This window comes from Serratia sp. (in: enterobacteria) (genome assembly GCF_052400455.1).
GTDB classification, from domain to species: Bacteria; Pseudomonadota; Gammaproteobacteria; order Enterobacterales; family Enterobacteriaceae; genus Serratia; species Serratia ureilytica.
The window spans coordinates 4650252-4672845 of the sequence record NZ_CP185812.1 but is presented as its reverse complement, the minus strand read 5'-3'; the positions used below and the strand labels follow the sequence as shown (position 1 = coordinate 4672845).

Sequence of the window (22594 nt, the reverse complement as noted above, 5' to 3'; positions counted from 1 at the left end):
GGTTTTTTTACGTCCAAATCCAGCCAAATGTGCTCAATTCCCCCGTCGTGCTTAAGATCCCCGCTCCTATCCGTTATGCTTAGACTCATTCAATAAGCTCACTGAGGCTGTCTGTTATGGGGTTGCTCGACCAATGGGCGGAACGTCATATCCTTGATGCCCAGGATAAAGGCGAGTTCGACAATCTGCCCGGCCAGGGACAACCGCTCGTGCTGGACGATGACAGCGCGGTGCCTGCTGAGCTACGCGCCGGTTACCGCCTGCTGAAAAATGCCGGTTATCTGCCGCCGGCGCTGGAAGATCGCAAAGAGGCATTAACCGTTGCTCACTTACTGCAAGGGATCAACAGTGAGCATCCGGACTATGTCGATCTCAGCAAGCGCATGGCGCTGCTGGAACATCGGTTACGTCACGCTGGAATGAGCACGGACTTCTTGCATGGCGAATATCAGCGTGCGCTGGACGGTAAACTCACCCGAGAGGAGAAGTAATGTTCAAGATAGGTCAGTTGGCCAAGCTTGCCGAAGTGACGCCGGATACCGTGCGTTACTATGAAAAGCAGGGCATGATGGATCACAATGTCCGTACTGAAGGCGGTTATCGGCTGTACACCGAGCAGGATCTGCAGCGGCTGCGTTTTATCCGCTATGCCAAGCAGTTAGGCTTTACTCTGGAAACGATCGCCGAGCTGCTGTCGATCCGGGTCGATCCGGAACATCACACCTGCCAGGAATCGAAGTCTATCGTTGATGCGCGCCTGAGCGAAGTGGAAAGCAAGTTGGCGGAGCTGACCCGGATGCGTGAATCGTTGAAACGGCTGAGCGACGCCTGCTGCGGTACCGCCCATACCAGCAACTACTGTTCGATCCTGGAAGCTTTGGAACAGGGCGCCAGCGATGACAAAGGCAAAAAAGGTTGCTGACGGCACTTTAATTTTTATATCGCCGGCAGTATTATCGCCCCGTTTTATCCCTCATATTTTACAGGAGCATTATCATGACGAAATATCGTCACACCAAAGGCCAGATTCAAGATAACGCCATTGAGGCGCTGCTGCATGACCCGCTATTCCGTCAGCGGGTAGAAAAGAATGTGAAAGGCAAAGGCAGCTATCGACGTAAAGAAAAACACAACAAAGGCGGTAACTGGGAGGCCAGTGGCAAACTATCAAACGATAATTTACCACTGGCCTTCTGGTTTTAAGGCATTAAAAAAGCCACCTTCATCCGGTGGCTTTTTATTGGCATAACCAAATGCTGTCTTACAGTTTTGGCTGCTGTTGATGGCTCAGCAAATCACGGATTTCCGTCAGCAGTTTCTCTTCTGCAGTAGGTTCTGGCGGCGCTGCCGGAGCTTCTTCTTGTTTGCGGCGCATTTTGTTCATCAATTTAATCGCCAGGAAGATGGCGAAGGCGACAATCACGAAGTCAAATACGGTTTGGATGAATGAACCGTAGTTCATTACCACCGCCGGTACGGTGCCCTGAGCTTCACGTAATACCAGATGGAACTGTTTAAAGTCGACACCGCCGATCAGTAAGCCCAGCGGAGGCATGATGATATCAGCGACGAAGGATGAAACAATCTTGCCGAACGCGGCGCCGATAATCACACCGACGGCCAGATCGACCACGTTGCCGCGCATGGCAAATTCGCGAAACTCTTTCAACATACTCATAGAACGCACCCCTTGCAGAATTAATAACTCAAGTTTAACAAAGCAATTTCCCTTTGCCACAAAAGGAGAGAAGTTTTATCTCCTCTCAAGGCAGAGAACAACTACGCGATTATAGACCATCACCAAATAAATTCGTTCTACAAGAAGAACGGGCTCGGTTGGAACAGGCGTTCAACGTCCGGCACGAATTTCTTGTCGGTAATAAACATGATGACATGATCGCCCTGTTCGATTTTGCTGTTGCCGTTAGCGATGATGACGTCGTCGCCACGAACGATAGCGCCGATGGTGGTACCCGGTGGCAGCTTGATATCTTCAACGATGCGGCCAACCACTTTGGACGTGCTTTCATCGCCGTGGGCAATCGCCTCGATCGCTTCCGCCACGCCGCGGCGCAGCGATGAAACGCTGACGATATCCGCTTTGCGCACATGCCCAAGCAGCGCGGAGATGGTTGCCTGCTGCGGTGAAATGGCAATATCGATCACGCTGCCTTGCACCAGATCGACATAGGCGCGCCGCTGGATCAAGACCATCACTTTCTTGGCGCCCATGCGCTTGGCCAGCATGGCCGACATGATGTTGGCCTCATCGTCGTTGGTGATGGCGATGAAGACATCCACCTGCTCGACGTGCTCTTCGGCCAGCAGTTCCTGGTCGGAGGCATCGCCATAGAACACGATGGTATCGTGCAACTGCTCGGCCAGTTCGGCGGCACGTTGCTGATTGCGCTCAATGAGTTTGACGTTATAGTCTTTCTCCAGCTTGGCGGCCAGGCCGGCGCCGACGTTGCCGCCGCCGACGATCATGATGCGCTTATAAGGTTTTTCCAGCCGTTGCAGTTCGCTCATCACCGCGCGAATGTGCTGTGAGGCGGCAACGAAGAACACTTCATCACCGGCTTCGATAATGGTCGAGCCTTGCGGACGAATCGGCCGATCCTGGCGGAAAATGGCGGCGACGCGAGTGTCGATATGCGGCATGTGTTCGCGCATCGAAGAGAGCGCATTGCCGACCAGCGGGCCGCCGTAATAGGCTTTAACCGCGGCGATGCTGACCTTGCCTTCGGCGAAGTTGACCACCTGCAGCGCGCCGGGGTATTCAATCAGCTTGTAGATATAGTCGATGACCAGCTGCTCCGGCGAAATCAGATGGTCGATCGGCACCGCTTCCGGCAGGAACAGTTTCTCCGACTCGCGGATATATTCCGGCGCGCGGATACGGGCGATACGGTTGGGGGTATTAAACAGAGAATAGGCGATCTGGCAGGCGATCATGTTGGTTTCGTCGGAGTTGGTGACGGCGACCAGCATGTCGGCGTCTTCTGCGCCGGCTTCGCGCAGCACCCGGGGGTGAGAACCATGTCCCTGAACCACTCGCAGATCGAATTTATCCTGCAGCTGACGCAACCGGCCGGAGTCGGTATCGACGACGGTGATATCGTTGTTTTCACCTACCAGGTTTTCCGCCAGCGTCCCGCCAACCTGCCCGGCACCAAGAATAATTATTTTCATCGTGTTCTCTGCTTCACACTGAAAGACTTAGGGCGCGTGGGCACCCTGAAGAATTACATTTTAATCAGCTTAGCGTAAAAGAAGCCATCGCCGTCCTCGGGATGCGGGATATTCTGCCGTCCCGGCCGCTGCGCATCGCCGGTTTCAACCAGCTTGGCATCGGCATGGCGCTGCAAGAACGCGGCGATCTGGCTACTGTTTTCATCCGGCAGAATAGAGCAGGTTGCGTAAACCATCACGCCGCCTGATTTCAGATGCGGCCAGACGGCTTCCAGGATATCGGCCTGCAGGGCGGCGAGTTCGGCGATGTCGCGATCGCGGCGCAGCCATTTGATGTCGGGATGACGGCGGATCACGCCGGTGGCCGAACAAGGCGCGTCCAGCAGGATACGGTCGAACTGCTTGTCACCGCACCATTGCTGCGGTGTGCGGCCATCGCCCAGTTTAACCTCTGCGTGCAAACGCAGACGCTGCAGGTTTTCTTTCACCCGCGCCAGACGCTGTTCGTCGATATCGACGGCCATAACCTGTGCTTTCGGCGCCGCTTCCAGAATATGCGTGGTTTTGCCGCCGGGCGCGGCGCACAAATCGAGGATCTGTTCACCGTCTTGTGGATCCAGCAGATCAACACAGCCTTGGGCTGAGGCATCTTGCACGGTGACCCAGCCGTCGGCGAACCCTGGCAGATCGGTCACGGCACAAGGTGCCAGCAACCGCACGGCGTCGGCATAGTCTGCATGAGGCTCCGCGGCGATGCCGGCGTCGGTCAGCAGCTGCAGGTAAGCCTCACGGGTGTGATGCAGGCGGTTGACGCGCAGCCACATCGGCGGCTTCTGGTTATTGGCGTCGACGATCTGCTGCCAGTTGGCGGGATAAGCCTGTTGGATGCGTTTCAGCAACCAGCTCGGGTGCAGGTAGCGGCTGTCATTGTTGGCGGCGCGCTGCAGAAGTTCTTCCTGCTGGCGCTGGAATTGCCGCAAGACGCCGTTAATCAAACCTTTTAACTGTGGGCGTTTCAGCGCCACCGCACCTTCCACGGTTTCTGCGAGTACGGCGTGCGCCGGGATACGGGTATACAGCAGCTGATACAAGCCGACCATCAGCAAATAGTGAAGTGTACGTTGCTTGCCGGTCAGCGGTTTGGCCATTAATTGCTGAATGCACCATTCGAGCTGCGGCAGTACGCGTAACGTGCCGAAGCACAGTTCCTGCAGCAACCCGCGGTCTTTATCGCTGATGGAGGTTTGCAGCGCCGGCAGGACAGTACTCAGTGACTGCCCTTGATCCAGCACCTGGCCGATGGCTTTGGCAGCGATGCTGCGGAGATTGTAATTATTTTTCATAGGCTGAAGCTGATAACGATCGGCATTAAGAAAATAACGGCCCGGCGATGAACGGCCGGGCAGTGGGGTGACTTACAGCCGGTTACCCGGGGTAAACCATTCACGACGTGAATTTAACAGGTCTTGCGCCGACATCGGTTTCTTGCCGGCGGGCTGCAGTTGGATCAGATTGAGGATACCGTCGGCGGTCGCCACCTGAATGCCGTGCTTGTCGGCATGGACAACGGTGCCCGGCTCCGCGTTGGCGCTTTCCGCCATTACGCTGGCCTGCCACACTTTCACCGGTTGCTCATCGATGGTGAAGTAGCTTATCGGCCAAGGGTTGAAGGCGCGGATGCAACGCTCCAGCTGTGCGGCGGACAGTGTCCAATCCAGGCGAGCTTCTTCTTTGCTCAGCTTCTCGGCGTAGGTGACCTGCGACTCGTCCTGCACTTCGCGGGTGGCGCTGCCGTCGGCCATTTGGCGCAGCGTTGTCAGCATGCCCTGCGGGCCGAGCTGCGCCAGCTTGTCGTAGAGGCTGGCACTGGTATCGCTGCTCTCAATCGGGCAGGCGATCTTGTGCATCATGTCACCGGTATCGAGACCGACATCCATCTGCATGATGGTCACGCCGGTTTCGCTGTCACCGGCCCAGAGCGAACGCTGGATCGGCGCCGCGCCGCGCCAGCGAGGCAGCAGCGAACCATGTACGTTGATGCAGCCAAGACGCGGCATATCCAGCACCGCTTGCGGCAGAATCAACCCGTAGGCAACCACCACCATCACGTCGGCGTTGAGATCCGCTACCAGACGCTGGTTCTCTTCGGGGCGCAGCGATTTAGGCTGAAATACCGGCAATTGGTGTTGTTCGGCCAGCATTTTGACCGGGCTGGGCGTTAACTTGTTGCCGCGGCCTGCCGGACGGTCGGGTTGAGTGAATACGCCGACAATCTGGTGCTCAGATGACAACAGCGCGTCAAGATGACGCGCTGCGAAGTCTGGTGTTCCGGCGAAAATAATCCGTAAAGAGTCAGACACGTTGATTTCCTGATCGGTTAGGCGCGGGCTTGAAGCTTGGCCATTTTTTCCAGTTTCTGACGAATGCGCTGACGCTTGAGCGGCGACAGGTAATCGACGAACAGTTTACCCATCAGGTGATCCATCTCGTGCTGGATGCAGATCGCCAGCAGATCGTCCGCTTCCAGCTCGAAAGGTTTGCCTTCGCGATCCAGCGCGCGGATCTTCACCTGCGCGGCGCGCGGCACCAGCGCACGCTGCTCGGGAATGGAAAGACAGCCTTCCTCGATGCCGGTTTCGCCGCTCTTTTCCAGCAGCTCCGGGTTGATCAGCACCAGGCGCTGATCGCGATTCTCGGAGACGTCGATCACGATAATGCGCTGATGGATATCCACCTGAGTCGCAGCCAAGCCAATGCCTTCCTCTGCGTACATGGTTTCAAACATATCATCCACGATGCGCTGGATATCTGCATTGACTTCTTTTACCGGCGCTGCGACTTTGCGCAGACGCTCGTCTGGGAAATGTAATACCTGCAAGACTGACATATATCTTTAGATCTGTATCCGAGTAATGAACGAGGTTTAACCTCTATTCTAGACATTTCCCGACCTGATTGACAGCATTGCGCACCAATTGCTCAGATTGGCAATACCACCGTTTTTGCTGAGGGAACAGACGATGCGGCCGGAAGAGATCGCTTTACGGATGCGGGGAGTCACGGGGCTACAGACCGGCGTGGCCAGTCGGCTCGTGCGACAGTTATCGCAAATGAGTGGCGAGCCTCGCCGCGTGTTGCATGAGCTGGGATTGAACGAACGGCAGCAGGCACAGTTCAACCGAGTGGATCCTGTCTATCTGGCGGCCACCCTGCGTTGGCTGGAGGAGCCGGCGCACCGTATGCTGAACTATGGGGCGCCCGGCTATCCTGAAAGCCTGGCTCAGATCGACGACGCGCCGCTGTTTCTGCTGATCGAGGGCGATCCTCGGGTGCTGTTGCAACCTCAGCTCGCTATGGTCGGCAGCCGGCAGTTCAGTCATTACGGCGAGCGTTGGGCGAACCATTTCGCCGAGGAGTTGGCGCGTTGCGGTTTCACCATCACCAGCGGTTTGGCGATCGGCATCGACGGCATTTGCCATCGTGCGGCGCTGGCGGCCGATGGCTGCACGATTGCGGTGTTGGGCAGCGGGCTGGGCAATATCTATCCGCGCCGGCACCGCCGGCTCGCGGAGAAGATAGTCGAGCAGGGCGGCGCCGTGATTTCAGATCATTTAGTCACCGATTTGCCTCTGGCCGACCATTTCCCACGCCGTAACCGCATTATCAGCGGGCTCAGCCTGGGGGTTCTGGTCATAGAAGCTTCGCTGCGCAGCGGTACCCTGGTGACGGCTCGCTACGCGTTGGAGCAGGGGCGTGAGGTGTTCGCCTTGCCTGGGCCATTAGGAAACCCGATGAGTGAGGGGACGCATTGGTTAATCCAGCAGGGCGCGCATCTGGTCACCGGGCCGAAAGATATCGCCGAATTGCTGGGAAGCGGCCTTCAATGGCTGTCACTGAACGAAAATACAACTATTTGTGCGTCGCAGGCTGAAGTTGAATTGCCATTTGGCGATGTGTTGGCTAACGTAGGAGATGAGGTGACACCTGTTGACGTCGTCGCTGAACGTGCCGGCCAACCTGTGCCAGTGGTGGTAATCAAGTTACTCGAGCTGGAGTTAGCAGGGTGGATCGCAGCTGTACCCGGCGGCTATGTCCGAATAAGGAGGGCAAGCCATGTTCGACGTACTCATGTACTTGTTTGAAACTTATATCCACAATGAACCAGAGATGCGCGTCGATCAGGATCAACTGACCGATGATCTCGCTCAGGCGGGGTTTCATCGGGATGATATCTACAACGCGTTGAATTGGCTTGAGAAGTTGGCTGACCTGCAAGAGGGTCAAAATGCCCCTTACTTTATGGATGCCGATCCGCTGGCAATGCGGATCTACACCGAAGAAGAAGGCGCACGTCTGGACGCCGGCTGCCGTGGTTTTCTCCTGTTCCTGGAACAGATTCAGGTATTGAACCTCGAAACCCGTGAAATGGTTATCGACCGCGTTATGGCTTTGGATAATGCGGAATTCGATCTCGAAGATCTGAAATGGGTCGTGTTGATGGTGCTGTTTAATATCCCCGGATATGAAAGCGCCTATCAGCAAATGGAAGAACTGTTGTTTGAAGTGAACGAAGGTTATCTGCATTGAGCCGATAACGCGCATAGAAGACGTTATGACAAAAAACGCGATTTTTGCCGCCAGGCAAAATGAACCCTGTCCGGAATGCGGGGCCGAACTGGTGATCCGTAGCGGTCGCCACGGCCCCTTCCTCGGCTGTTCCCAGTACCCTGAATGCCAATATATTCGGCCGCTGAAAGCGCAGGCCGATGGACATATCGTTAAGGTCTTGGATGGGCAACAGTGCCCGCAATGTCAGGCGACGTTGGTGCTGCGCCAGGGGCGCTATGGCATGTTTATCGGCTGCAGCGATTATCCGCAGTGTGATCACACTGAAGTGATCGATAAGCCTGACGAAACCGCCATTACCTGTCCGCAGTGCGGCCAAGGCAAACTGCTGCAGCGCAAGTCGCGTTACGGCAAAGTTTTTCATTCCTGCGATCGTTACCCGGAATGCCAGTTTGCCCTCAATGTTAAACCTGTCGCCGGTGAGTGCGCCTATTGCCATTATCCGCTGCTGATGGAAAAGCGCACGGCAAAAGGCCCCGTCCTGTGCTGTGCCAGCAAGCTGTGCGGAAAACCCGTCGCGACTACAGAATAATCACATCATGAACTCAGAATTAAGCCCGAACCTTTTATCTATCATCGATGCTTTGCATCAACAGCAGGTGATTGCGTATCCCACAGAAGCCGTATTCGGCCTGGGTTGCGATCCCGACAGCGAGCAGGCGGTCAATGCATTGCTGGCGCTGAAACAGCGGCCGTGGGAAAAGGGGCTGATTTTGATCGCCGCCGACTATGCACAGCTTAAGCCTTATATCGACGACAGTGCACTCAGCGAACAGCAGCGCACGACGATGTTTGCCAGCTGGCCAGGGCCGGTAACCTGGGTTTTGCCCGCTCGGCCGGAGACGCCGCGTTTGCTGACCGGGCGCTTCAGCTCGCTGGCGGTGCGCGTCAGCGATCATCCGTTGGTGCAGCAGCTGTGTCGGCAGTACGGCAAGCCGCTGGTGTCGACCAGCGCCAATCTCAGTGGGCTGGAGCCATGCCGCAGTGCGGATGAGGTCACGCGGCAGTTCGGCGAAGCTTTCCCGGTATTGCGCGGCAAGGTAGGTGGCCGTCTTAATCCTTCCGAAATCAGAGACGTTCTGACCGGCGAACAGATCCGTCAGGGCTAGAGGTAATGGGCATGGAGAAGTTTGCGGTATTTGGCAACCCTATCGGCCACAGCAAGTCGCCGCGAATTCATGCGCTGTTTGCTGCCCAGACCGGCATTGAGCATCCTTATGGGACGGTGTTGGCGCCGTTAGACGGTTTTGAAACCAGCCTGCAGGCGTTTATCCGCGCCGGAGGGCTGGGGGCGAACGTCACGGTGCCTTTCAAGGAGCGTGCTTATTCGGCCGCTTCTGAGCTGAGCGAGCGCGCAGCGATGGCCGGTGCGGTCAACACCCTGAAGATATTGCCGAATGGCGAGCTGTTGGGGGATAACACCGACGGCATCGGGTTGCTGACCGATCTACAGCGTCAGCAATTGATCCTGCCGCAGGATCGCATCCTGCTGGTGGGCGCCGGCGGTGCAGCGCGCGGCGTGATCCTGCCGCTGCTGTCTTTCGGCTGTCGGCTAACGATCACCAACCGCACCTTCAGCCGAGCCCAGGCGTTGGCAGACGCTTTTCGGCATCTGGGGGAGATCTCGGCGGCGCCGATGGATCAATTGGATCAGCAAGCGTTCGAACTGGTGATCAATGCGACGGCGTCCGGCATCAGCGGAGAGATCCCGGCGTTGCCGGCGGGCGTAGTTAATGCGCACACTCGTTGCTATGACATGTTCTATCAGCAGGGCACTACGCCATTCCTGGCCTGGGCGCAGCAGCAGGGGGCAACGGAATATGCCGATGGGTTGGGCATGCTGGTGGGGCAGGCGGCGCATGCTTTCCTGCTTTGGCATGGAGTGATGCCAGAGATTGAGCCGGTATTGCGCCAGTTGCGCAGCGAACTGGCGGCATAAATCCTGCCCCGTTCTCTTTATTTATAGAGAACGGGGTTCCCGTCAGATGTCTTCCGACAGGTATTCATCTTTCCAGCGTACATAGTTGTTCGAAGAATAAAGCAATCCTTCCAACTCGGCGGCGGTCAACGGCCTAACTTGGCGTGCCGGGCTGCCCATATAGAGATAGCCGCTGACCAGGCGTTTGCCCGGCGGCACTAAACTGCCGGCACCAATCATCACGTCGTCTTCTACTACTACACCGTCCAGCAGGATCGATCCCATACCGACCAGCACCCGGTTGCCGATGGCGCAGCCGTGCAGCATCGCTTTATGGCCTACGGTCACGTCTTCTCCAATCAACAGGGGATAACCGTCGGGGTTATGTTCGGAGCGGTGAGTCACATGCAGTACGCTGCCGTCCTGTATATTGCTGCGTGCGCCGATCTTTACCGCATTGACGTCGCCCCGAATGGCGACCAGCGGCCAGATGCTGACGTCATCCGCCAGATCGACGTCGCCGATGACGACGCTGGAAGGATCGATCAAGACGCGCTGACCGAGTTTGGGGGTGTATTGAAGATAAGAACGTACTGCATCGGACATGGTGCTTGCCTCACGTCGGGATCATATTTACCGGCAATACTAGACTCTGACGATGGAATTACAACCAATCGCAGCGCCGGATCCTGCGGAAAATGGCCCTGATCGCACAAGATCCACTCGGAAGGGCTGAAAAGTGTGCAAACAGAAAGAAAAGATCAAAAAAGGGGTTGTGCAAAAAACTCGGATCCCTATAATGCGCCTCCATCGACACGGCGCAAGTGATTCACTTCACACAGCGGCCGGGAAGAAAGAGAAAAAATCCTGAAAATTAGGGTTGACTCTGAAAGAGGAAAGCGTAATATACGCCACCTCGAGTTAGCAAGCGAAAGCGCCTAACTCACTGCTCTTTAACAATTTATCAGACAATCTGTGTGGGCACTCCACAAGACGATATCCAGCATCTTCGGATGCAAAAAATATCAAGTCTTGAAGAGTGACTAACTGAAGTAAAATTCATGCAGTAAATCTTTGAGCATCGCTTCTCGAGTGGAAGCACATCAAGCTTTTAATTGAAGAGTTTGATCATGGCTCAGATTGAACGCTGGCGGCAGGCTTAACACATGCAAGTCGAGCGGTAGCACAGGGGAGCTTGCTCCCTGGGTGACGAGCGGCGGACGGGTGAGTAATGTCTGGGAAACTGCCTGATGGAGGGGGATAACTACTGGAAACGGTAGCTAATACCGCATAACGTCGCAAGACCAAAGAGGGGGACCTTCGGGCCTCTTGCCATCAGATGTGCCCAGATGGGATTAGCTAGTAGGTGGGGTAATGGCTCACCTAGGCGACGATCCCTAGCTGGTCTGAGAGGATGACCAACCACATTGGGACTGAGACACGGCCCAAACTCCTAAGGAAGGCAGCAGTGGGGAATATTGGACAATGAGCGAAAGCTTGATCCAGCTATATCGCGTGTGTGAAGAAGGCCTTAGGGTTGTAAAACACTTTCAGCGAGGAGGAAGGTGGTGAACTTAATACGTTCATCAATTGACGTTACTCGCAGAAGAAGCACCGGCTAACTTCGTGCCAGCAGCCGCGGTAATACGAGGGGTGCAAGCGTTAATCGGAATTATTGGGCGTAAAGCGCACGCAGGCGGTTTGTTAAGTCAGATGTGAAATCCCTAAGCTTAACTTAGGAACTGCATTTGAAACTGATAAACTTGAGTTTTGTAGAGGGGGGTAGAATTCCAGGTGTAGCGGTGAAATGCGCAGATATTTGGAGGAATACCAGTGGCGAAGGCGACCCCCTGGACAAAAACTGACACTGAGGTGCGAAAGCATGGGGAGCAAACAGGATTAGATACCCTGGTAGTCCATGCAGTAAACGATGTCGATTTGGAGGTTGTGCCCTTGAGGCGTGGCTTCCGGAGCTAACGCGTTAAGTTGACCGCCTGGGGATTACGACCGCAAGGTTAAAACTCAAATGAATTGACGGGGGCTCGCACAAGCGGTGGAGCATGTGGTTTAATTCGATACAACACGAAAAATCTTACCTACTCTTGACATCCAAAGAACTTTCCAGAGATGGATTGGTGCCTTCGGGAACTCTGAGACAGGTGCTGCATGGCTGTCGTCAGCTCGTGTTGTGAAATGTTGGGTTAAGTCCTATAACGAGCGCAACCCTTATCCTTTGTTACCATCGGTTCGGCCGGGAACTCAAAGGAGACTGCCAATGATAAATTGGAGGAAGGTGAGGACGACGTCAAGTCATCATGGCCCTTATGAGTAGGGCTACACACGTGCTACAATGGTGTATACAAAGAGAAGCGACCTCGCGAGAGCAAGCGGACCTCATAAAGTACGTCGTAGTCCGGATTGGAGTCTGCAACTCGATTTCATGAAGTTGGAATCGCTAGTAATCGTAAATCAGAATGTTACGGTGAATACGTTCTCGAGCCTTGTACACACCGCCCGTCACACCATGGGAGTGGGTTGCAAAAGAAGTAGGTAGCTTAACCTTCGGGAGGGCGCTTACCACTTTGTGGTTCATAACTGGGGTGAAGTCGTAACAAGGTAGCTGTAGGGGAACCTGTGGTTGGATTACCTCCTTACCTAAAGATATTAGTTCGAGTGGCGTGCTCACACAGATTGTCTGATGAAAAAGTAACGAGCAAAAGCGTCATAAAAGTACGGTGTCGTGTCCCCTTCGTCTAGAGGCCTAGGACACCGCCCTTTCACGGCGGTAACAGGGGTTCGAATCCCCTAGGGGACGCCAAGCTTCCGACCCACCCGGTGAAAGCGGCGGTCTCAAGTATCTGACGATACACCATATCTTAAAGATGACTTCCGAGTCATGTTTAAGATATTGCTCTTTAACAATCTGGAACAAGCTGAAAATTGAAACATGACGGCTGAAATTTATCCCTCCGTAGATGTATTGGGATGAAGAGTAACCTGTCATAGAGTCTCTCAAATGTTTGCAGCGCGAACGATGGAAACATCTTCGGGTTGTGAGGTTAAGTGACTAAGCGTACACGGTGGATGCCTAGGCAGTCAGAGGCGATGAAGGGCGTGCTAATCTGCGAAAAGCGTCGGTAAGGTGATATGAACCGTTATAACCGGCGATACCCGAATGGGGAAACCCAGTGTGTTTCGACACACTATCATGTCATGAATACATAGTGGCATGAGGCGAACCGGGGGAACTGAAACATCTAAGTACCCCGAGGAAAAGAAATCAACCGAGATTCCCCCAGTAGCGGCGAGCGAACGGGGAGGAGCCCAGAACCTGAATTGGCTTGTGTGTTAGTGGAAGCGTCTGGAAAGTCGCGCAGCAAAGGGTGATAGCCCCGTACACTAAAATGCACAGGTCGTGAGTTCGATGAGTAGGGCGGGACACGTGACATCCTGTCTGAATATGGGGGGACCATCCTCTAAGGCTAAATACTAATAGTTAACCGATAGTGAACTAGTACCGTGAGGGAAAGATGAAAAAGAACCCCGGTTAGGGGAGTGAAATAGAACCTGAAACCGTATACGTACAAGCAGTAGAAGCATTTAATAATGTAACTGCGTACCTTTTGTATAATGGGTCAGCGACTTATATTTTGTAGCAAGGTTAACCGTATAGGGGAGCCAAAGGGAAACCGAGTCTTAAATGGGCGAATAGTTTCAAGATGTAGACCCGAAACCCGGTGATCTAACCATGAGCAAGTTGAAGGTTAATTAAATCTAATTGGAGGACTGAACTGACTAATGTTGAAAAATTAGCGGATGACTTGTGGATAGGGGTGAAAGGCTAATCAAGCTCGGAGATAGCTGGTTCTCCTCGAAAGCTATTTAGGTAGCGCCTCGTGAACTCATCTTCGGGGGTAGAGCACTGTTTCGGCTAGGGGGCCATCCCGGCTTACCAAACCGATGCAAACTCCGAATACCGAAGAATGTTATCACGGGAGACACACGGCGGGTGCTAACGTCCGTCGTGAAGAGGGAAACAACCCAGACCGCCAGCTAAGGTCCCAAAGTCATGGTTAAGTGGGAAACGATGTGGGAAGGCATAGACAGCCAGGATGTTGGCTTAGAAGCAGCCATCCTTTAAAGAAAGCGTAATAGCTCACTGGTCGAGTCAACTTGCGCGGAAGATGTAACGGGGCTAAACTATGTACCGAAGCTGCGGCAGCGACGCTTAGCGTTGTTGGGTAGGGGAGCGTTCTGTAAGCCGTTGAAGGTGGCCTGTGAGGGTTGCTGGAGGTATCAGAAGTGCGAATGCTGACATAAGTAACGATAAAGCGGGTGAAAAGCCCGCTCGCCGGAAGACCAAGGGTTCCTGTCCAACGTTAATCGGGGCAGGGTGAGTCGACCCCTAAGGCGAGGCTGAAAAGCGTAGTCGATGGGAAACAGGTTAATATTCCTGTACTTGGGGTTACTGCGAAGGGGGGACGGAGAAGGCTAGGCTGGCCGGGCGACGGTTGTCCCGGTTTAAGCGTGTAGGGGGTGTGACCTGGTAAATCCGGTTGCATACTAACCCTGAGGCGTGATGACGATGCACTACGGTGCAGAAGTAGTTGATGCCCTGCTTCCAGGAAAATCCTCTAAGCTCCAGGTAACATTAAATCGTACCCCAAACCAACACAGGTGGTCATGTAGAAAATACTAAGGCGCTTGAGAGAACTCAGGTGAAGGAACTAGGCAAAATAATGCCGTAACTTTGGGATAAGGCACGCTGGCATGTAGGTGAAGTCCCTTGCGGATGGAGCTGAAGCCAGTCGAAGATACCAGCTGGCTGCAACTGTTTAATAAAAACATAGCACTGTGCAAACACGTAAGTGGAAGTATACGGTGTGACGCCTGCCCGGTGCTGGAAGGTTAATTGATGGGGTCAGCCGCAAGGCGAAGCTCTTGATCGAAGCCCCAGTAAACGGCGGCCGTAACTATAACGGTCCAAAGGTAGCGAAATTCCTTGTCGGGTAAGTTCCGACCTGCACGAATGGCGTAATGATGGCCAGGCTGTCTCCACCTGAGACTCAGTGAAATTGAATTTGCTGTGAAGATGCAGTGTATCTACGGCTAGACGGAAAGACCCCGTGAACCTTTACTATAGCTTGACACTGAACATTGAGCCTTGATGTGTAGGATAGGTGGGAGGCTTTGAAGCGTGGACGCCAGTCTGCGTGGAGCCATCCTTGAAATACCACCCTTTAATGTTTGATGTTCTAACTCGGCCCCATAATCTGGGGTGAGGACAGTGTCTGGTGGGTAGTTTGACTGGGGCGGTCTCCTCCTAAAAAGTAACGGAGGAGTACAAAGGTTAGCTAATTACGGTCGGACATCGTGAGGTTAGTGCAAAGGCATAAGCTAGCTTAACTGCGAGAGTGACGGCTCGAGCAGGTACGAAAGTAGGTTCTAGTGATCCGATAATCCTGTATGGAAAGGTTATCGCTCAACGAATAAAAGGTACTCCGGGGATAACAGGCTAATACTGCCCAAGAGTCCATATCGACGGCAGTGTTTGGCACCTCGATGTCGGCTCATCACATCCTGGGGCTGGAGTTGGTCCCAAGGGTATGGCTGTTCGCCATTTAAAGTGGTACGCGAGCTGGGTTTAGAACGTCGTGAGACAGTTCGGTCCCTATCTGCCGTGGGCGTTGGAAGATTGAGAGGGGTTGCTCCTAGTACGAGAGGACCGGAGTGAACGCACCACTGGTGTTCGGGTTGTCATGCCAATGGCATTGCCCGGTAGCTAAGTGCGGAAAAGATAAGCGCTGAAAGCATCTAAGCGCGAAACTTGCCTCAAGATGAGTCTTCCCTGGGCCTTTAAGGCCCCTGAAGGAACGTTTAAGACTAAGACGTTGATAGGCTGGGTGTGTAAGTGCAGCGATGCATTGAGCTAACCAGTACTAATGATCCGTGAGGCTTAACCTTACAACACCGAAGGTGTTTTTAGAGAGATTTTCAGCGACGTTCCAAGATTGGTTCTGATGGCTTCATGGAAGTGAGGCGGTTGGAATGAAACAGAATTTGCCTGGCGGCAATAGCGCGGTGGTCCCACCTGACCCCATGCCGAACTCAGAAGTGAAACGCCGTAGCGCCGATGGTAGTGTGGGGTCTCCCCATGCGAGAGTAGGACACTGCCAGGCATCAAATTAAGCGTGCTGATATGGCTCAGTTGGTAGAGCGCACCCTTGGTAAGGGTGAGGTCCCCAGTTCGACTCTGGGTATCAGCACCACTTTATTTAAAGTGGGTTTAGAAGTTCGGCAGAAAAAAGAATTTGCTTGGCGGCAATAGCGCGGTGGTCCCACCTGACCCCATGCCGAACTCAGAAGTGAAACGCCGTAGCGCCGATGGTAGTGTGGGGTCTCCCCATGCGAGAGTAGGACACTGCCAAGCATCAAATAAAACAACAAGCCTCATGCGAAAGCATGGGGCTTTTTGTTTTGTCTGTTATCTGGCGTTCTGCTCGAGCATGGGCATGCGAAAGACCCGTCGGGAACGGGCCTTAACGCCGCTTGCGGCGGCCCCGCAGGGGAGAGTCTCAGGATGAGACGAATACTGTAGGACATTGCCAAGCATCAAATAAGCCAAGAGGCCATCCGAAAGGATGGCCTTTTTGCTTTCAGTACCTCTCATCCTCCCTGCCAAGATCCTGACGCAGCTCGCGCAATGAAACATTTTCACCTTTCCGCTGAACGCTCGACATCGACGGAAAAAAACGCTATCTTCGGGCATCTAGAAGTCTAAACGTATAAATGGATGTGTGAGGGTTAAGCAATGCCGATTCGTGTTCCTGATGAGTTACCTGCGGTCAATTTCTTGCGCGGTGAGAATGTCTTCGTGATGACATCCTCACGGGCAAAAACACAGGAAATCAGGCCGCTGAAAGTGCTGATCCTCAACCTGATGCCAAAGAAGATCGAAACGGAAAACCAGTTTCTGCGCCTGCTTTCCAACTCGCCGCTGCAGATTGATATCCAGCTGCTGCGTATCGATAGCCGCGAATCGAAGAACACCCCGGCCGAGCATCTGAACAACTTCTACTGCGACTTCGAGGATATCCAGAATGAGAACTTCGATGGCCTGATTGTCACCGGCGCGCCGCTGGGGCTGGTCGATTTCTGCGATGTTGCCTACTGGCCGCAGATCGAGTGTGTGATCGACTGGGCTAAGAACCACGTTACCTCCACGCTGTTCGTGTGCTGGGCGGTACAGGCGGCGTTGAATATCCTGTACGGCATTCCCAAGATGACGCGCGAAGTGAAGCTCTCCGGCGTTTATCCGCACCAAACGCTGCAGCAGCATGCGTTGCTGACGCGCGGCTTCGACGAAAGCTTCCTGGCGCCGCATTCGCGCTATGCCGATTTCCCGACCGAGGTGATTCGCCAATATACCGACCTGGACATCCTGGCCGAATCCGAGCAGGCCGGCGCCTACCTGTTCGCCAGCAGGGATAAGCGACTGGCGTTCGTCACCGGCCATCCGGAATACGATACAATGACGCTGGCGGGAGAGTATTGTCGCGACAACGAAGCTGGCCTCGATCCTGCCGTACCGCTCAACTACTTCCCCGATGACAACCCCGCACTGACACCGAAAGCCACCTGGCGCAGCCATGGCCACCTGCTGTTTTCCAATTGGCTCAATTATTACGTCTACCAGATCACGCCTTACGATCTGCGCCATATGAATCCGACTCTCGACTGATATTTTCTGCCTGCCGGCGGCTGAATCGAGGCCGCCGCACTGCTCACCCTCTGCACGATCTTCTTTTTACTCGTCAATTCTCCCAAAAAACCATTGCCTAACAACGCGTTAGTCCGTCTTTGCAATTCTATTGGAACCGATTTCCTTACCTGTTGACCGTGTTATTTATCCTAACCAATTGATAATAAAGTGTTAATAAAATATTTAATAATAAAATGGAAATGGTTTTTGATTTTTATTTTTTGTTGGGTATTCTTAACGCTATCGGGATGAGATCTGACCAGTTTAGGATCGTTCCATCCGCCCTGATCCACAGTGATTTCTGATGAAAATGCGCCGGTCGCTCGGGCGCAACGATGGGAAGGAGCAAGGTCATGACGCAACAGATAGCAGGCACGGAGTTAAGGTTTACGCAGGGTTTCGCCGCTGCGGAGCGCCAGGTGTTAACGGATGAAGCGGTTGAATTTCTGGCGGAACTGGTGGGGAAATTCACGCCGCGTCGCAATGAGCTGTTGGCGGCGCGTGCCCGCTGGCAACAAAATATCGATCGCGGCGAATTGCCTGGGTTTATTTCGGAAACCAATTCCATTCGTGAAGGCAATTGGCAGATCCGCGGCATTCCGCAAGACCTGCGCGATCGCCGGGTAGAGATCACCGGACCGGTCGAGCGCAAGATGGTGATCAATGCGTTGAACGCCAACGTAAAAGTGTTTATGGCGGACTTCGAAGACTCGCTGGCGCCAAGCTGGGACAAAGTCATCGACGGTCAAATCAACCTGCACGATGCGGTTAACGGCACCATCTCCTACACCAATGAAGCCGGCAAGATCTACCAGCTGAAACCGAATCCGGCGGTGTTGATCGCTCGCGTGCGCGGCTTGCACCTGCCGGAGAAGCACGTACTGTGGCGTGATGAAGCCATCCCCGGCGGCCTGTTCGATTTCGCGCTGTACTTCTACCACAACTATCGCCAGCTGTTGGCCAAGGGCAGCGGCCCGTATTTCTACCTGCCGAAAACCCAGTCCTGGGAGGAAGCGGCCTGGTGGAGCGATGTCTTCAGCTTTACCGAGGATCGTTTCGATCTGCCGCGCGGCACCATCAAGGCGACCGTGCTGATCGAAACTCTGCCGGCGGTGTTCCAGATGGACGAGATCCTGTATCACCTGCGCGATCACATCGTCGGTCTGAACTGCGGCCGCTGGGATTACATCTTCAGCTACATCAAAACGCTGAAGAACCACGGCGATCGCGTGCTGCCGGATCGTCAGTCGGTGACCATGGAAAAACCTTTCCTCAGCGCCTATTCGCGCCTGTTGATCAAAACCTGTCATAAGCGCGGCGCGTTCGCCATGGGCGGCATGGCGGCGTTTATCCCGAGCAAAGACGCCGAGAAAAACGCCTGGGTGCTGAATAAGGTGCGAGCGGACAAAGAGCTGGAGGCCAACAATGGCCACGACGGCACCTGGGTGGCGCACCCGGGCTTGGCGGACACGGTGATGGAGGTGTTCGGCAACGCATTGGGCGATCGCCAGAACCAGCTGGACGTGCTGCGTGAGCAGGATGCGCCGATCAGCGCCGCCCAACTGCTGGAGCCGTGCGACGGCGAACGCACCGAAGCGGGGATGCGCGCCAATATCCGCGTGGCGGTGCAGTACATCGAAGCCTGGATCTCCGGCAATGGCTGCGTGCCGATTTACGGTTTGATGGAAGATGCGGCGACGGCGGAGATCTCCCGTACGTCTATCTGGCAGTGGATCCACCACGAGAAGAGCCTGAACGACGGGCGCCCGGTCACCAAGGCGCTGTTCCGCCAGATGTTGCAAGAAGAGATGTTGGTGGTGCGTGAAGAAGTAGGGGAAGCGCGCTTTAACGCCGGCCGGTTCGAAGAGGCGGCGCGCCTGATGGAGCGCATCACCACGCAAGATGAATTAATCGATTTCCTGACGTTGCCCGGCTATGAGCTGCTGGCCTGAACTTTCCCAATCAACCCTACATGACTGAAAGGATAAAAATTATGTCTACCTCTCGCTCTCAACAGATCCAGCAGCTGGAACAGGAATGGAAATCGGCCCGTTGGGAAGGCATCACTCGCCCTTACAGCGCCGAAGACGTGATCAATCTGCGCGGTTCGGTCAACCCGGAATGCACCCTGGCGCAAAACGGCGCCGCCAAACTGTGGGCGTTGCTGAACGGCAAGGCGCGCAAAGGCTACGTGAACTGCCTGGGCGCGCTGACCGGCGGCCAGGCGCTGCAGCAGGCCAAAGCCGGCGTCGAGGCCATCTACTTGTCCGGTTGGCAAGTGGCGGCCGACGCCAACAGCGCAGCGGCCATGTACCCTGACCAATCGCTGTATCCGGTGGACTCGGTGCCGAAGGTGGTCGAGCGCATCAACAACACCTTCCGCCGTGCCGATCAGATCCAATGGGCGAACCAGATTGAGCCGGGCAGCAAAGGGTACACCGATTATTTCCTGCCGATCGTCGCTGATGCGGAAGCCGGCTTCGGCGGCGTATTGAACGCCTTTGAGCTGATGAAAGCGATGATTACCGCCGGGGCCGCCGGGGTGCACTTCGAAGATCAGCTGGCGGCGGTGAAGAAATGCGGCCATATGGGCGGCAAAGTGCTGGTGCCGACGCAAGAAGCGATCCAGAAACTGGTCGCCGCGCGCCTGGCGGCCGATGTGCTTGGCGTGCCGACGCTGGTGATCGCCCGTACCGACGCCGATGCGGCCGACCTGCTGACCTCTGACTGCGATCCGTATGACAGCGCCTTCGTCACCGGCGAGCGTACGGCGGAAGGCTTCTTCCGTACCCATGCCGGCGTCGAGCAGGCGATCAGCCGCGGTCTGGCTTATGCCCCTTACGCCGATATGGTGTGGTGCGAAACCTCAACGCCGGATCTGGATGCCGCCCAGCGCTTCGCCGACGCCATCCACGCCAAATACCCTGGCAAGCTGCTGGCCTACAACTGCTCGCCGTCGTTCAACTGGAAGAAGAACCTCGACGACCAGACCATCGCCCGTTTCCAGCAGGCGCTGTCGGACATGGGCTACAAGTATCAGTTCATCACGCTGGCGGGCATCCACAGCATGTGGTTCAACATGTTCGACCTGGCGCACGCCTATGCGCAGGGCGAAGGGATGAAACACTACGTCGAGAAGGTGCAGCAGGCGGAGTTCGCCGCGGTGGAGCGCGGTTACACCTTCGCGTCGCACCAGCAAGAGGTGGGCACTGGCTACTTCGACAAAGTCACCACCATCATTCAGGGCGGCGCCTCTTCGGTCACCGCGCTGACCGGTTCGACGGAAGAACAGCAGTTCTGATGCGGCAAGCTTGAAGACGTTTCACCCGGAGCCTGCATGCGCAGGCTTCTTTTCTGGCGGGGGTAAGGATGGCGGCAAAACTGGAGTTGTTGATCGCACAGACGATCCTGCAGGGCTTCGATGCGCAGTACGGCCGCTTTCTGGAAGTGACCGCCGGCGCGCAGCAGCGCTTTGAGCAGGCGGATTGGCCGGCGGTGCAGCAGGCGATGAAAAAGCGCATCCATCTGTACGACCATCACGTCGGTCTGGTGGTGGAGCAGCTTAAATGCATCACCGGGCAGAAATATTTCGACGCCGACTTCCCCAGCCGGGTCAAAGCGGTCTATATCGATCTGCTGCCGGACTACCCGCGTTTTGAGATCGCCGAAAGCTTCTTCAACTCGGTCTATTGCCGGTTGTTCAAGCATCGCGATCTGACGCCGGACAAGCTGTTCGTTTTCAGTTCGCAGCCGGAACGACGTTTTCGCGACATTCCGCGTCCGCTGGCGCGCGATTTTACCCCCAATGGCGATCTGCCGGCGATGCTGCGCAGCGTATTGAGCGATCTGCCGCTGCGGTTGCCGTGGGAGGATCTGACACGCGACATTCGCTACATCAATCAGGCGCTGCAACGCGCCTTCAGCCCACAGCAACTGACGGGGGCGACCTTCCAGATCGCCAACGAGCTGTTCTATCGCAACAAGGCCGCCTGGCTGGTCGGCAAGTTGCGCCTGGCCGACGGCGTTTACCCGTTCCTGTTGCCGATTCACCACAGCGAATCGGGCGCGCTGTTTATCGACGCCTGCCTGACCGGCAAGGCCGAGGCCAGCATCGTCTTCGGTTTCGCCCGCTCTTATTTCATGGTCTACGCACCGCTGCCGGCGGCGATGGTGGAGTGGCTGCGCGAGATCCTGCCGGGCAAGACCACCGCCGAGCTGTACATGGCGATCGGCTGCCAAAAACACGGCAAAACCGAATGCTATCGCGAATACCTGACCTTTATGGCGCACTCACAGGAGCAGTTCATCATCGCGCCGGGCGTGAAAGGCATGGTGATGCTGGTGTTCACCCTGCCGTCCTTCGATCGGGTGTTTAAAGTGATCAAGGATGAGTTCGCCCCGCAGAAAGAGGTGACGCAGGCGCAGGTGATGGCTTGCTATCAGCTGGTGAAAGAGCACGATCGCGTCGGGCGCATGGCGGATACTCAGGAGTACGAAAATTTCGTCGTCGACAAGGCGCGTCTCAGCCCTGAGCTATTGGCGGAGCTGCGGCGTGAAGTGCCGGGCAAGCTGGAAGATCTCGGCGATCGCATCGTGATCAAACATCTGTATATGGAACGGCGCATGACGCCGCTGAACCTGTATCTGGAGCAGGCCAACGACCAGCAAATGCGCGATGCGATTGAAGAGTACGGCAATGCGATCAAGCAGTTGGCCGCCGCCAATATTTTCCCCGGCGATATGCTGTTCAAGAACTTCGGCGTGACGCGCCACGGGCGTGTGGTGTTCTACGACTACGACGAGATTTGCTACATGACCGAGGTCAACTTCCGCGACATTCCGCCGCCGCGTTATCCGGAGGACGAGCTGGCCAGCGAGCCGTGGTACAGCATCGCGCCCAACGATGTGTTCCCGGAAGAGTTCCGCCACTTCCTGTGCGGCGATCGGCGCATTCGGCAGGTGTTTGAAGAGTTGCACAGCGATCTGTTTACCGCGGAGTATTGGCGCGGGTTGCAGCAGCGCATCCGCGAGGGGCATGTGGAAGACGTGTTCGCTTATCGCAAGAAGCAGCGGTTCAGCCAGCGCAGCGGGCGGCG

General features: G+C 55.3%; 17 protein-coding genes, 2 tRNA genes, 4 rRNA genes and 1 pseudogene. 18 read left to right on the top strand and 6 right to left on the bottom strand.

Annotation, left to right across the window (positions count from 1 at the left end; genetic code table 11):
- Nucleotides 1-116: 116 nt before the first annotated feature.
- From ACORQT_RS22395 to ACORQT_RS22385, 3 genes are all read left to right on the top strand, one after another.
- Entirely contained in the window at nucleotides 117-491 is a 375-nt protein-coding gene (locus ACORQT_RS22395) for a DUF1992 domain-containing protein (protein WP_033645242.1), read from the top strand.
- Nucleotides 491-922 carry a Zn(2+)-responsive transcriptional regulator gene (gene zntR / locus ACORQT_RS22390; protein WP_016930321.1) on the top strand — a complete coding sequence of 144 codons (432 nt, stop codon included), beginning with the start codon at nucleotides 491-493 and terminating at the stop codon, nucleotides 920-922. Before ACORQT_RS22395 ends, zntR begins: the two co-directional genes overlap by 1 nt.
- A gap of 74 nt (nucleotides 923-996) precedes the next feature.
- Entirely contained in the window at nucleotides 997-1203 is a 207-nt protein-coding gene (locus ACORQT_RS22385) for an alternative ribosome-rescue factor A (RefSeq protein ID WP_004929720.1), read from the top strand.
- Between the two features lie 58 nt (nucleotides 1204-1261).
- Here the strand turns inward: ACORQT_RS22385 and mscL are convergent, their stop codons facing one another.
- From mscL to def, 5 genes are all read right to left on the bottom strand, one after another.
- Nucleotides 1262-1678, bottom strand: a complete 417-nt coding sequence (gene mscL, locus ACORQT_RS22380) for a large-conductance mechanosensitive channel protein MscL (RefSeq protein WP_046898646.1) — start codon at nucleotides 1676-1678, stop codon at nucleotides 1262-1264.
- Between the two features lie 137 nt (nucleotides 1679-1815).
- On the bottom strand, nucleotides 1816-3192 hold the full coding sequence (trkA, locus tag ACORQT_RS22375) for a Trk system potassium transporter TrkA (RefSeq protein ID WP_004929716.1): 1377 nt from the start codon (nucleotides 3190-3192) through the stop codon (nucleotides 1816-1818).
- Between the two features lie 53 nt (nucleotides 3193-3245).
- Nucleotides 3246-4535, bottom strand: a complete 1290-nt coding sequence (gene rsmB / locus ACORQT_RS22370; RefSeq protein ID WP_033645240.1) for a 16S rRNA (cytosine(967)-C(5))-methyltransferase RsmB — start codon at nucleotides 4533-4535, stop codon at nucleotides 3246-3248.
- Between the two features lie 72 nt (nucleotides 4536-4607).
- Nucleotides 4608-5552: a methionyl-tRNA formyltransferase gene (gene fmt / locus ACORQT_RS22365; protein WP_033645239.1), complete on the bottom strand. Its 945-nt coding sequence runs from the start codon at nucleotides 5550-5552 to the stop codon at nucleotides 4608-4610.
- Between the two features lie 17 nt (nucleotides 5553-5569).
- Nucleotides 5570-6079, bottom strand: a complete 510-nt coding sequence (gene def, locus ACORQT_RS22360; RefSeq protein WP_015379260.1) for a peptide deformylase — start codon at nucleotides 6077-6079, stop codon at nucleotides 5570-5572.
- 133 nt (nucleotides 6080-6212) lie between these two features.
- Between def and dprA the strand changes: the two genes are divergently transcribed.
- Genes dprA through aroE form a run of 5 tightly spaced genes read left to right on the top strand, consistent with a single transcriptional unit; the run spans nucleotide 6213 to nucleotide 9757 of the window.
- Entirely contained in the window at nucleotides 6213-7334 is a 1122-nt protein-coding gene (dprA, locus tag ACORQT_RS22355) for a DNA-protecting protein DprA (protein ID WP_164058092.1), read from the top strand.
- Nucleotides 7306-7779 (top strand): DUF494 family protein Smg, encoded by a 474-nt coding sequence (gene smg, locus ACORQT_RS22350; protein WP_025160381.1) that lies wholly within the window; start codon nucleotides 7306-7308, stop codon nucleotides 7777-7779. Before dprA ends, smg begins: the two co-directional genes overlap by 29 nt.
- Nucleotides 7780-7804: 25 nt before the next feature.
- On the top strand, nucleotides 7805-8350 hold the full coding sequence (locus ACORQT_RS22345) for a DNA topoisomerase family protein (RefSeq protein WP_042785481.1): 546 nt from the start codon (nucleotides 7805-7807) through the stop codon (nucleotides 8348-8350).
- A 7-nt stretch (nucleotides 8351-8357) separates the two neighbouring features.
- Nucleotides 8358-8927, top strand: coding sequence for an L-threonylcarbamoyladenylate synthase type 1 TsaC (tsaC, locus tag ACORQT_RS22340; RefSeq protein WP_033645237.1), 570 nt, complete (start codon nucleotides 8358-8360; stop codon nucleotides 8925-8927).
- An 11-nt stretch (nucleotides 8928-8938) separates the two neighbouring features.
- Nucleotides 8939-9757 carry a shikimate dehydrogenase gene (gene aroE / locus ACORQT_RS22335; RefSeq protein ID WP_108682361.1) on the top strand — a complete coding sequence of 273 codons (819 nt, stop codon included), beginning with the start codon at nucleotides 8939-8941 and terminating at the stop codon, nucleotides 9755-9757.
- Nucleotides 9758-9799: 42 nt separating this feature from the next.
- Here aroE and ACORQT_RS22330 read toward each other — a convergent pair whose 3' ends face one another.
- A complete protein-coding gene (locus ACORQT_RS22330) occupies nucleotides 9800-10342 on the bottom strand; it encodes a gamma carbonic anhydrase family protein (protein ID WP_033645236.1) in 543 nt (180 codons plus the stop codon).
- 506 nt (nucleotides 10343-10848) lie between these two features.
- Here ACORQT_RS22330 and ACORQT_RS22325 point away from each other — a divergent pair.
- The 10 genes and pseudogenes from ACORQT_RS22325 to aceK all read left to right on the top strand — a co-directional run.
- A 16S ribosomal RNA gene (locus ACORQT_RS22325) occupies nucleotides 10849-12390 on the top strand.
- 88 nt (nucleotides 12391-12478) lie between these two features.
- Nucleotides 12479-12554, top strand: a tRNA-Glu gene (locus ACORQT_RS22320).
- 239 nt (nucleotides 12555-12793) lie between these two features.
- A 23S ribosomal RNA gene (locus ACORQT_RS22315) occupies nucleotides 12794-15700 on the top strand.
- A gap of 99 nt (nucleotides 15701-15799) precedes the next feature.
- A 5S ribosomal RNA gene (gene rrf, locus ACORQT_RS22310) occupies nucleotides 15800-15915 on the top strand.
- A gap of 14 nt (nucleotides 15916-15929) precedes the next feature.
- Nucleotides 15930-16005, top strand: a tRNA-Thr gene (locus ACORQT_RS22305).
- Nucleotides 16006-16050: 45 nt separating this feature from the next.
- Nucleotides 16051-16166: ribosomal RNA gene (rrf, locus tag ACORQT_RS22300) — 5S ribosomal RNA — on the top strand.
- Together the 16S, 23S and 5S rRNA genes with 2 tRNA genes alongside form the textbook arrangement of a ribosomal RNA operon.
- Before the next feature lie 381 nt (nucleotides 16167-16547).
- A complete protein-coding gene (gene metA, locus ACORQT_RS22295) occupies nucleotides 16548-17477 on the top strand; it encodes a homoserine O-acetyltransferase MetA (RefSeq protein WP_164057684.1) in 930 nt (309 codons plus the stop codon).
- A 374-nt stretch (nucleotides 17478-17851) separates the two neighbouring features.
- Nucleotides 17852-19450 carry a malate synthase A gene (gene aceB, locus ACORQT_RS22290; protein ID WP_042785479.1) on the top strand — a complete coding sequence of 533 codons (1599 nt, stop codon included), beginning with the start codon at nucleotides 17852-17854 and terminating at the stop codon, nucleotides 19448-19450.
- 41 nt (nucleotides 19451-19491) lie between these two features.
- On the top strand, nucleotides 19492-20799 hold the full coding sequence (aceA, locus tag ACORQT_RS22285; protein ID WP_033639246.1) for an isocitrate lyase: 1308 nt from the start codon (nucleotides 19492-19494) through the stop codon (nucleotides 20797-20799).
- Between the two features lie 68 nt (nucleotides 20800-20867).
- Nucleotides 20868-22583, top strand: a pseudogene (gene aceK / locus ACORQT_RS22280) (bifunctional isocitrate dehydrogenase kinase/phosphatase); the annotation flags it as partial.
- Nucleotides 22584-22594: the final 11 nt, after the last annotated feature.

Excerpts from the sequence above, each read along its gene's own strand:
- tsaC (WP_033645237.1), top strand. The coding sequence starts at position 8,358 with ATGAACTCAGAATTAAGCCCGAACCTTTTATCTATCATCGATGCTTTG.
- ACORQT_RS22330 (WP_033645236.1), bottom strand. The coding sequence starts at position 10,342 with ATGTCCGATGCAGTACGTTCTTATCTTCAATACACCCCCAAACTCGGT.
- rsmB (WP_033645240.1), bottom strand. The coding sequence starts at position 4,535 with ATGAAAAATAATTACAATCTCCGCAGCATCGCTGCCAAAGCCATCGGC.
- ACORQT_RS22385 (WP_004929720.1), top strand. The coding sequence starts at position 997 with ATGACGAAATATCGTCACACCAAAGGCCAGATTCAAGATAACGCCATT.
- ACORQT_RS22345 (WP_042785481.1), top strand. The coding sequence starts at position 7,805 with ATGACAAAAAACGCGATTTTTGCCGCCAGGCAAAATGAACCCTGTCCG.
- zntR (WP_016930321.1), top strand. The coding sequence starts at position 491 with ATGTTCAAGATAGGTCAGTTGGCCAAGCTTGCCGAAGTGACGCCGGAT.
- mscL (WP_046898646.1), bottom strand. The coding sequence starts at position 1,678 with ATGAGTATGTTGAAAGAGTTTCGCGAATTTGCCATGCGCGGCAACGTG.
- metA (WP_164057684.1), top strand. The coding sequence starts at position 16,548 with ATGCCGATTCGTGTTCCTGATGAGTTACCTGCGGTCAATTTCTTGCGC.
- aroE (WP_108682361.1), top strand. The coding sequence starts at position 8,939 with ATGGAGAAGTTTGCGGTATTTGGCAACCCTATCGGCCACAGCAAGTCG.
- aceB (WP_042785479.1), top strand. The coding sequence starts at position 17,852 with ATGACGCAACAGATAGCAGGCACGGAGTTAAGGTTTACGCAGGGTTTC.
- trkA (WP_004929716.1), bottom strand. The coding sequence starts at position 3,192 with ATGAAAATAATTATTCTTGGTGCCGGGCAGGTTGGCGGGACGCTGGCG.
- smg (WP_025160381.1), top strand. The coding sequence starts at position 7,306 with ATGTTCGACGTACTCATGTACTTGTTTGAAACTTATATCCACAATGAA.
- ACORQT_RS22395 (WP_033645242.1), top strand. The coding sequence starts at position 117 with ATGGGGTTGCTCGACCAATGGGCGGAACGTCATATCCTTGATGCCCAG.
- aceA (WP_033639246.1), top strand. The coding sequence starts at position 19,492 with ATGTCTACCTCTCGCTCTCAACAGATCCAGCAGCTGGAACAGGAATGG.
- def (WP_015379260.1), bottom strand. The coding sequence starts at position 6,079 with ATGTCAGTCTTGCAGGTATTACATTTCCCAGACGAGCGTCTGCGCAAA.
- dprA (WP_164058092.1), top strand. The coding sequence starts at position 6,213 with ATGCGGCCGGAAGAGATCGCTTTACGGATGCGGGGAGTCACGGGGCTA.